Source organism: Gammaproteobacteria bacterium (genome assembly GCA_028817255.1).
In the GTDB taxonomy this organism is placed as follows: Bacteria; Pseudomonadota; Gammaproteobacteria; order Porifericomitales; family Porifericomitaceae; genus Porifericomes; species Porifericomes azotivorans.
In genome coordinates this window covers 8,656-18,420 of the sequence record JAPPQA010000105.1, presented here as the reverse complement: position 1 = coordinate 18,420, position 9,765 = coordinate 8,656, and the positions used below count along the sequence as shown (strand labels likewise).

Sequence of the window (9,765 nt, the reverse complement as noted above, 5' to 3'; positions counted from 1 at the left end):
AATGCGGTGGGCTTGTTCCACCTTCAGCGTTGCCAAGAAATCTTTCGCACTTCCCGGCAAGACCTCATCGTAGGCCCGAAGCATCTCCGGGGGAGGAAGAGGGCCGGAAAACGACGCCGCCATGGTTTCCACGGTTTCCACGATGGCGGATTTCTCAGAAGATTTGTCGTCGTCTTCCTCATTCTCGACGACGGGTTTAGGGTTTGACCTAAGGAGTTTTGACTGCGCCCTTTTTCTTTTCGCCCTCTTTTTTGTCATTTATTTTTTTCACGCGCTTCTACGAGAACGTCTCAATATTCTCCACATGTCGCCGCCAATGCGCTTTTGATCCAGCGAAAGCGCGTCCCTTGGGTAGCGCGGCATGTTGTTCTTTGTACAATCAACAGCGCCCACGGCAACACCCAAAGCGCCTATGCCTTGAACAAGGCCGCGCAAGAAGCCGTGGTCTCTTCTGAGATAACGGTATATCGTCGCAGTGGCAAGTCTCCCGCGCGCCGCGCCAGTTGCCGGCACAGCAATCTCTTCCGCCAGAAATTTAGCGCCCGTCAGATTATGCTCCGAGTCGGAACGAAACCTCGGCGACATAGCGCGTTTTTGTTCCCGGTCCATTTCCCAGTCCACGATATTTTGCTCATGAGTAGCCATTAGCTCTGCTTACATTCCCTCGCAAGCGCACCGACGCAGGACATGCATGCAATCTTAATAGTCCGTGGACAGGAAAAGCAAGGCCAAGACGCTCTAGTGTTTTGTCTTATCAAGCGTCATCAAGCGCCCAAAATACTTATCAACAGATTTATCCACAGAAGCGCGAGCGGAACTACGGGCGGGGGAGTAACGTGTAAGCCCCAAGTAGGCATGTCCTATTTCTCCAAAGCGGGTTTTTGCGCGGCGGCCTCAGCCGGCGCCGGCAACGATGTAGGCGATCCAGGCCGGGTCGGCATCGGCGCGGCGCACCGGCCGGTAGATCCCGTTCCCCTTGCCGTTGCGGCCAACGCCCTCCCAATACACGGCGACCCGGGCAAAACCGGCCTCGCGCAGGAGCTCCTGGATCTCGGGCAGGCTCCACAGGCGCCAGTCGTAGCTGAAGGCCCGTTTCAGCAGGGAACCGTCGGGGAAGCGGAAATGAATATGACAGACGGCCCCGGCGTCCAGGGGGTTGTAACTCGCCTGATCCCAGATATAGACGAAACCCGGATAGCGCGTCTCCTCCGCCATTTCCGTGTACGCCTCGCTGCCTCCGTAGGCGTCCAGAAAAAACAGCCCGCCCGGCTTCAGCCCCGCCCGCGCCCGCCGAAAATACCGGCGCAGGAGCGCCCGCTCCTTGAATATCCAGTAACTGAAATTCATGGCGACCAGGACATCCGCGAGCGGCGCCCGCCGGGCCTGCAAGACGTCGGATTGCAACAGCAGCAGCCGTTCGTGCTCGCCGCCGCGGCGGCGCGCCCATGCCAATACCGCCGGCTCCCGGTCTATGCCGACGGCGGTGTGGGCCCGGTTGCGCCGCACCCACTCGCGGGCGACCGCGGCAGTGCCGCAGAAATCTTCCCGCAGGACGCGGGGCGCCCGCCCGCGCCACTTTTTATAGACGCGGCGCACGAAATCCAACTCCGCCTCCGGGCACTGGACGGAGCGCTCGTAGAGCCGGTACTTGTCGGCGCGCCGGGCCATGTCGCCGGCGCCCGCGCCCCGGCTTCGCTTTCGGGTCTTCGCCGCCGCCAAGTCGCGCGTCAATCCCGGCGGGTCGCGGGTTCGCCGGTCGCCCAATCGGGCGCGGCCCTCGGATCCCCCACCCGCTTTTTCATCTGCTCCATGCTGATATGCCGCACATCCTTGCCTTCCGCCTGGTAGATCACGTACTCGCAGATATTGCGCGCATGATCGCCCACGCGCTCCAGGGAGCGGATGATCCAAAGCGCGTCCACCAGACTGTCCACGCTGGCCGGCTCCTGCCGCATATGCTCGCTCAACTGCTCCAGCAGCGCCTCGTACCTTCTGTCCGACTCCGGCTCCTGGTCGGCCACGATGACCGCCTTATTGGAGTCCATGCGGGAAAAGGCATCCAGGGCGTCTTCCACCATATCGCCCACCAGGCTGCCCAGCGACACGATCTCCCGGTAATAGGATTTGGCTTCCTGGCGCTTGACCAGCCGCCGGGTGAAGGTGGCGATCCGCGTCGCCTCGTCGCCGATCCGCTCCAGGTCGGTAACCACCTTGATGATCACCATCACCATGCGCAGATCGCTCGCCGCCGGCTGCCGGCGCACCAGGAGCTGGATGCAGGCCTTGTCGAGGGAGATCTCATAGGTATTGGCCTTGCCCTCGTTGTCAATCACGAGCAGGGCCTGCTCGGCATTGCCCAGCGAAAACGCCTCCACGGCCGCCGCCAACTGCCGCCTGACCAGTTTTCCCATGGCCAGCACGCTCTCCCGGATCCCTTCGAGCTCGCGGTCGAACTGCCGCGATATGTGCTGCGGCATCCTGTCGTTCTCTTCGCTACTTGTAGCCACTCATACCTCGCATATTTCGCATATTTCGTCGCGCGACTTTCCCGCCCCGGGGGCGCGCCGGCCGGCCTCAGCCGTAACGCCCGGTAATGTAATCCTCGGTCAACCGCTGGCGCGGATTCGTAAACAGGGTATTGGTGTCGTTCAACTCGATGAGTTCGCCCATGTACATATAGGCAGTATAATCGGAAACCCGCGCCGCCTGCTGCATATTGTGGGTGACGATGACAATGGTGTAGTCGGCCCGCAGCTGGTAGATCAACTCTTCGATCTTCAGGGTCGAGATCGGATCCAGGGCCGAGGCCGGCTCGTCCAGCAGCAGCACTTCCGGCGCCACGGCGATGGCGCGGGCGATCACCAGGCGCTGCTGCTGGCCGCCGGACAACCCCATGGCGCTCTCGTGCAGACGATCCTTCACCTCGTTCCAGAGCGCCGCATCGCGCAACGCCTTCTCCGCCGCCTCGTCCAGCCGGGCGCGCTTGCGCACGCCCTGAATGCGCAGGCCGTAAACGACGTTCTCGTACACCGACTTGGGGAACGGGTTGGGTTTCTGAAAGACCATGCCGACCCGGCGCCGCAGATCGGGCACGTCCAGGTCCCGGCCGTAGAGATCCTGGTCGTACAGGTACATCTTGCCCTCGATGCGCACGCCCTCGATCAGGTCGTTCATGCGGTTGAAGCAGCGCAAAAAGGTGGACTTGCCGCAACCGCTGGGGCCGATCAGGGCGGTTACCCGGGTCTGCGGGATCGTCAGGGTGATGTCCTTCAGCGCCTGGCTGGCGCCGTAGTACAGGCTGAAGCCCGCCACGCGCAGGCAGGGCTTCGACTCCGCCGGCGCCGCGCCGGGCGCCGCCACCGACACGGCGGGCATCCTGGGCATGGGAGGCGCCGCTTCGGATTGGCGCTTCACCGCCTCTGGCTTGGTCTCCGGCTCGCTCACGAGCACTTCAGGATACCCTGCGCCGCAAGCGGTTGCGAATCACGATCGCGATGAGGTTCAGAACCAAGACGATCAAGACCAGCAGCAGGGCCGTGGCATATACCAGCGGGCGGGCAGCCTCTACATTCGGGCTCTGGAAGCCTACATCGTAGATATGAAACCCCAGGTGCATGAACTTCCGCTCCAGGTGGAAGTAGGGGAAGTTGCCGTCTATAGGCAAAGACGGCGCCAATTTGACCGCCCCGACCAGCATGAGCGGCGCCACCTCGCCGGCGGCGCGGGAGATCGCCAGGATCTGCCCGGTCAGGATCGCGGGCGCCGTGATGGGCAGGACGGTCCGAAACAGAGTCTCGGCCTGCGTGGCCCCCAGCGCCAGGCTGCCCTCCCGCAACGCGCGAGGCACCCGCGACAAGCCCTCCTCGGTCGCCACGATCACCACGGGCACCGTCAGCAGGGCCAGGGTCATCGAGGCCCACAGCAGCCCGGGCGTCCCGAAGGTGGGCGTGGGCAGGGCCTCGGGGAAGAACAGGCGGTCCAGGGCGCCGCCCGCGAAATAGACGAAGAACCCCAGCCCGAATACCCCGTACACCACCGAGGGGATGCCGGCCAGGTTGTTGACCGAGATGCGGACGATGCGGGTCAGCAGATTCTGCCGCGCGTACTCGTGCAGATAGATGGCGGCGATCACGCCGAACGGACTGACCAGCAAGGTCATCAGCAGCACCATCAGCACCGTGCCGTAGATAGCCGGGAACACGCCGCCCTCGGTATTCGCTTCCCGCGGATCCTCGGTGAGAAATTCCCACAACTTGCCGCAGAAGAAGCCCCCTCTTGCCAGCGGCGTCATGGCGTTGGGGCGGTAGGCGCGGTGCACCTGAGCGATCGGCACCGTGACCGTCCTGCCGTCCGACAGCCGCAGCAACATTTGCGCGCGCGCCAGCTCCCGGCGCAGTTCCCCCAGGCGCTGGCCGATCCGCGCGTGCCGCGCCAACAGTTGCTGCCGTTGCGCCGCCAGCGCCGCGACGGCGGCCGGCGTCGCCGCCCCCTCCAGCTGCAGGCGCCGCTCTTGCAGGCGCAGCTTTTCCAGCCGGTAGTTGGCCTTGCCGATCTCTTCTTTCTCCAGCACGCGGATGCGCGCGTACAAGCCTTGCGCCGCCGCGATCCGATCCTGGAGCAGCCGCCACAGCTGGGCATCGTCCCGCGCCTCCAGGCCGCGGCCGTCCTCCTCCAGCCCCTGCAGGTAACCGTACAGGTTGCCCCATTCGCGCCGCTCCACCAGCGTCAATTCCCGCGGCGCGCGCAACTCGCCCATGGCGTCGCGCAACAGCCAGCGGAAATCCGCGCCGTAGAAATCCCGATTGCCCGTCTTGAGCAAAAGGCGCTGCGCCACCACCGTCGCCTCGCCCTCCGCGACGGAGACCGTCCCCTTGCCCGCGAGCTCGCCGATGATGCGCACCGTGCCGCCGGCGGCCGCGTCCTCCGCCCGGTAGTCGAATTCGAGCACCGTGGCGGGCCAGAAGTACGCCAGGCCCTTGACCGCGATCAGCAGCACCAGACCGATGACCATGGCCACGGAGGCCGCCACCGCGGCGGCGCAGACCCAAATCCAGGGGACGCCGCCGTTCTTGCGGCTCCGGTTGCTTGCGGCGCCGGCCAATTCAGAGCCTCCCGTAGCGCGCGCGGAACCGCTGCCGGACGATCTCGGCGGCGCCGTTGAGCGCAAAAGTCATGACGAACAACACCAGCGCCGACAGGAACAGGATCCGGTAATGCGTGCCGCCCACTTCGGATTCCGGCATCTCGATGGCGATGTTCGCCGACATGGCCCGCAGGCCCTGGAACAGGTTGAGGTCCATGATCGCCGTGTTGCCCGTGGCCATGACCACGATCATCGTCTCTCCCACCGCGCGGCCCAGGCCGAGCATCACGGCGGAGAATATGCCCGGCGCGGCGGTCAGCAGCACGACCCGCCGGATCGTCTGCCAGCGGGAGGCGCCCAGCGCCAGGGAGCCGATGGTGAGGTGCCTGGGGACCCCGTAGATGGCGTCCTCGCTGATGGAGAATACGGTAGGGATCACGGCGAAACCCATGGCGATCCCCACCACCAGCGAGTTGCGCTGGCTGAAGTCCACGCCCAGCTCGCTGCTCAGCCACAGCGGCATGTTGCCGGCAAAGGCCCAGTCTTCCAGGGCGCCGGAGCAGGCGAAGGCAAGCGCCGTGGCCAGCACGACCACCGGGATCAGCAGCAACGCCTCCCAGCCCTCGGGGACGCAGTCGCGGATGCGGACGGGCAGCAGGCGCCATGCCCAGTAGGCGGCGAAGACCAGGCCCAGGATCAGGAACGGCGCCAGCAGAAATGCGGGCAGATATCGTTCGGCGAGCGGCGCCAGCCAGAGCCCGGCGAGAAACCCCAGGATGACAGTCGGCAGCGCCTCCATGATCTCGATGCAGGGCTTGACCGCGCCGCGCAACGCCGGGTGCATAAAATAGGCCGTATAGATCGCCGCCAGGATAGCGATGGGCAACGAGAACAGCATGGCGTAGAGGGCGGCCTTCAGGGTGCCGAAGGCGAGCGGCGCCAGGCTGAACTTGGGCTCGAAGTCGCCGCTGCCGGAGGAAGACTGCCATACCCGCACGGGCGCCGGGCGGCCCTCGTACCAGACCTTGCCCCAGGTCGAACGCCAGGAAAACTCCGGGTGGGCGATTTCCGGCGCCAGAAAACGCAGGCGCCCCGGGGCCTCCTCCAGCAACAGGGCGTCGGCCCGCGGCGAAAAGGCCATGCGCCCCGGCGCTCCCCGCAACTGCGGGCGGCGCAACAGGGTGCGCCCGGAGGTCGCATGGTAGAGGCCCAGCTCGCCATTCGCCGCCGCGGCAGCGAATACCCGCCGGTAGTGCTCGGCGCCGATGGCGCCGATCGCCGCGCCCAGGGGCTCGTAGTCGCGCAGCCGCACCAGCGACAGCACCCGCTCCGGGGCAGCCGCATGGTCCGCGCCGGTCGCCGGGATATGCGCCGGCGCCCATTGCGCCAGCCGGCCGCGGTCGTCGCCCAGCACCAGGGAGACGCCGCCGCCGAGCAGCGTCATGGCGGCAAGTTTCGCGCCCCCCTCGACGACGCGGACGCTTTGCACCAGGCGCGGCGCCGCGACATCGCCGATATGGTAGAAATCCAGGCGGCCGTCGCCGTCGGCGGCATACGCATAGCGGTAGTCCCCGCCCAGCAGCAAATGGGAGGGCGCCGCCGCCCGCCCCGGCGGCAACAGGCCGCCGGCTTCGCGGGCAAAGCCCGCCTCCTCCTCCAGCCCGAGGCCGCCTTCCTCCCGCAGGTAAGAATGCAGCAGCAGGCGCTCGTCCGCCGTCCGCGCCAGGATAACGAAGCGTTCCCCGTCCGCTTGCAGGCCCAGTCCGGTCAGCGCCCGGCCCTCGGGGTCCAACGGCAGCGGCGCCCGCCCCAGCGGGAAGACGATGCGCGGCACGACCCGCCGCTTGCCGTCCGCCGCGTACCGGGTCTCGAATTCGGCGCGCGCCGCCACGCCGCCGCCGTCCGCCAGCCCCAGGACGAAGCCGCCATGCGCCGGGTTGCCGGCGGCGAATGCCGTCACCGGCGCGGCGCCCTCCGGCAGCAGGGACAGCGTCTCCAGCACGGCGCCGTCGCCGGCACGGAAGAAAATGGCGCCGCCGCTATCCGTGATCCGCAGCCCGATCTCGCGGTATTCCTCTATCAGGTAATGCAGCGTCCCGGCGGCCGCGGCACCGGCCGCGGCGGGCACGGGATAGTCCGTTCTCGCATGCAGTTTCGGCGCCCGGAACAGGGGCAAAACCGCATACAGCAAAAAGAAAAAGATCAAGGTCACCGCCCCGATCACGCCGATGCCCCCCGACTGCACCGCCCAGCGGGCGCCCACCGAGAGCAGCCGCCGCCGATACTGGTACCCCGCCGGCAACATGCGGCGCTACGCTATGCGGGGCGGGGGCCGTACCGGCAGGACGCCGGCACAAAAACAGGCCCCGCGCCCGTCAGTTGACGGCGATCATTTGCCACCGCTTTTGCGCCATGTTCGCGGACAGAGGAATGTAGCCGTCTTTCACCACGACCTCCTGGCCGGCGCGGGACAGCGCCATCCGCAGGAATTCGCGCACCAGCGGCAACGGCTCCCCCGTCGGCGGCTTGTTGACGTAGATGTACAGGAAGCGGCTGAGGAAATAATCGCCGGAGAGGGCGCTTTGCGCCGTAGGCTCCACCAAGTCGCCTCCCTTGGCGGCCAGCGGCAGGACGCGCACGTCCGAAGTGCGGTAGCCGATCCCGGAGTAGCCGATGCCGCCCAGGGTGCCGCCCACGCTCTGCACCACGGAGGCCGAGCCCGGCTGCTCGTTGACCTCGTCCCTGAAGTCGCCCTTGCACAGGGCCGCCTTCTTGAAGTAGCCGTAGGTGCCCGAGACCGAGTTGCGCCCGTACAACTGGATGGGCAGGTCCGCCCAGTCTCCCGTCAGCCCCAGCTGCCCCCAGGTGGAGATGCCCTCCGGTTGGCCGCAGCGCCGCCCCTCGGAGAAGATCGCGTCCAACTGCGCCATGCGCAGCCCCTCCAGCGGGTTGTCGCGATGCGCGTAAACGGCCAGCACGTCCACCGCCACGGCCACCGCCAGCGGCTTGTAGCCATGCTTCTTCTCAAACGCCTCTTCCTCTCCCGGCTTCATTTTCCGGCTCATGGGCCCCAGGTTCGAGGCGCCAGCGGTCAGCGCCGGCGGCGCGGTGGAAGACCCTGCCGCCTGTATCTGCACGTTCACGCCCGGGTACAGGCGCTTGAAGTCCTCCGCCCAGAGAGTCATCAGATTGGCCAGGGTATCCGAACCGATGCTGATGATGTTGCCGGAGATGCCGCCGACCGCCTCGTACTCCGGCAACGCGGCATCCACCTCCAGCTTTTCCTGGGCCGCCCCCGCCGTGGCGAAAAGCGCCAGCGGAAAAAAGAGCATGCTGTTCGTTACTCGCGACATTTTGCTTGCCTCCTTTGGTTCAAAGACTGAGAAAACGAAGAAAAGAAATGCGAACGAGGACCGGGGGCGCCGCCCCGGCGCGCTTCAGGATGCGCCCCTCTTGCGGGGGGCCGCATCCTTCGTTTCGCTGGCCGGGCATTGCCCAAAAATCCTCAGAATTCGACCTGGGCGCGGAACTGCAGCAGGCTGGGTTCGTTTCCCCGCGGCCGCGGGCCGCCGTCCACGCTCAAGACGTCAACGTAGTTCATGGAAAAGCGGATCGTCGGGGTGGCGTACCAGCTCAGGGCCAGGCTCATATTGCTCTGCTCTCCCCCTTCGACTTCGGCGTCCAGGGTGCTGTAGCGCAAGGCCACTTCCCAGGCGCCGCGCCCGCCCTTGCCCACGATGCTCGCCGGCTTGACCTGCCCGAAGACGCCCTTGCCGCCGCTATAGCCGCGGGAATCGGGGGTCAGGAACCAGCTTACATAAGCGTAGTAGCCGTCGAGATCCCGGTCCCGCTCGTCCCCGTCGCCCGAGTAGTTGGCGGCGATGTACTCTCCCTGCGCCGAGAACCTGCCCCTGAACAGCGCGGCCTCCAGACCGTAGAGGGTCCGGTCCGAGGCGTTAAATGCGCCGGTGTCCACCAGGCGCGTGCCGGTGACGTGGGACTCCGGCCGCTGCCGGATGCGGACCGCCTTGTCGTCGCCGTAATCCCGGTACGCGGCGGAGAATCCTACGTGCACATTCGCCGCCGCCAGCGGGAAGAGGCGGGTGGCGCGGGCGGCGATATCCACGGCGTTATCCCCGTCGGCGCTGTCCGCCGCTTCCGTCCCGCTGTAGAACCCGCCCGCCAGCGTCCAGTCGCCTCCCCCGGTCAAGGCGAAGATGCCGATGGCCCTGCCGGGCGCGAACACATTCGGCAGGGCGCGCTCCATGAAGGTGGTGTACTTGGAGCTGGTCAAATTTTCCAGGCCGAAAGGCTCCTTGATGTGCCCCACCCGCAACGTCCAGGGCTTGAAACCCGTGTAGCCGATGTAGGCGTTCCGGATATGGTCGTCGCCGCCCACGAAGTCGTACTGCCCTTCGAATTGCCAGTGCTTCCACACGGTGCCCTTGGCCCGCAGACGCGCCCGGCGCAGCTCGGAGCCGTTGCCCAGGTCCGATTTGTCGTCGAAATACATGGCAGTATCGGCCATCACCCGCCCGCCCAGGGCGAGCGCAAAGTTGCCGTCAACGCTCTTCAGCTGCAGTTTGCCGCCCTTCAACGTGACTTTCACCTCGCTGCCGTCGTCCTCCGCGGCACGGGCAGCGGAACCCGCCAATCCCGCGGAGAAAAGAACAAGCGGCATG

The 9,765-nt window shown here is 66.3% G+C and carries 9 protein-coding genes; all 9 read right to left on the bottom strand.

What is annotated here, in order from left to right:
• Positions 1–258, bottom strand: a 258-nt coding sequence (locus tag OXU43_04605) for a DUF2335 domain-containing protein (GenBank protein MDD9824430.1), incomplete at its 3' end; no start/stop codon positions are given.
• 9 nt (positions 259–267) lie between these two features.
• The gene (locus OXU43_04600; protein MDD9824429.1) at positions 268–645 is read right to left on the bottom strand and encodes a hypothetical protein; all 378 of its coding nucleotides are present in this window, start codon (positions 643–645) and stop codon (positions 268–270) included.
• Positions 646–894: 249 nt separating this feature from the next.
• Entirely contained in the window at positions 895–1,764 is an 870-nt protein-coding gene (locus tag OXU43_04595) for a class I SAM-dependent methyltransferase (protein ID MDD9824428.1), read from the bottom strand.
• Positions 1,728–2,507 (bottom strand): phosphate signaling complex protein PhoU, encoded by a 780-nt coding sequence (gene phoU, locus OXU43_04590; GenBank protein MDD9824427.1) that lies wholly within the window; start codon positions 2,505–2,507, stop codon positions 1,728–1,730. The genes OXU43_04595 and phoU overlap by 37 nt, the downstream gene beginning before the upstream one ends.
• Positions 2,508–2,574: 67 nt before the next feature.
• Positions 2,575–3,375 carry a phosphate ABC transporter ATP-binding protein PstB gene (gene pstB / locus OXU43_04585; protein MDD9824426.1) on the bottom strand — a complete coding sequence of 267 codons (801 nt, stop codon included), beginning with the start codon at positions 3,373–3,375 and terminating at the stop codon, positions 2,575–2,577.
• A 76-nt stretch (positions 3,376–3,451) separates the two neighbouring features.
• The gene (pstA, locus tag OXU43_04580; GenBank protein MDD9824425.1) at positions 3,452–5,101 is read right to left on the bottom strand and encodes a phosphate ABC transporter permease PstA; all 1,650 of its coding nucleotides are present in this window, start codon (positions 5,099–5,101) and stop codon (positions 3,452–3,454) included.
• Between the two features lies 1 nt (position 5,102).
• Positions 5,103–7,388: an ABC transporter permease subunit gene (locus tag OXU43_04575; GenBank protein MDD9824424.1), complete on the bottom strand. Its 2,286-nt coding sequence runs from the start codon at positions 7,386–7,388 to the stop codon at positions 5,103–5,105.
• Positions 7,389–7,458: 70 nt separating this feature from the next.
• A complete protein-coding gene (locus OXU43_04570) occupies positions 7,459–8,415 on the bottom strand; it encodes a phosphate ABC transporter substrate-binding protein PstS family protein (GenBank protein MDD9824423.1) in 957 nt (318 codons plus the stop codon).
• A 173-nt stretch (positions 8,416–8,588) separates the two neighbouring features.
• Positions 8,589–9,765: porin (locus OXU43_04565; protein ID MDD9824422.1), on the bottom strand; the 1,177-nt coding region annotated here is incomplete at its 5' end.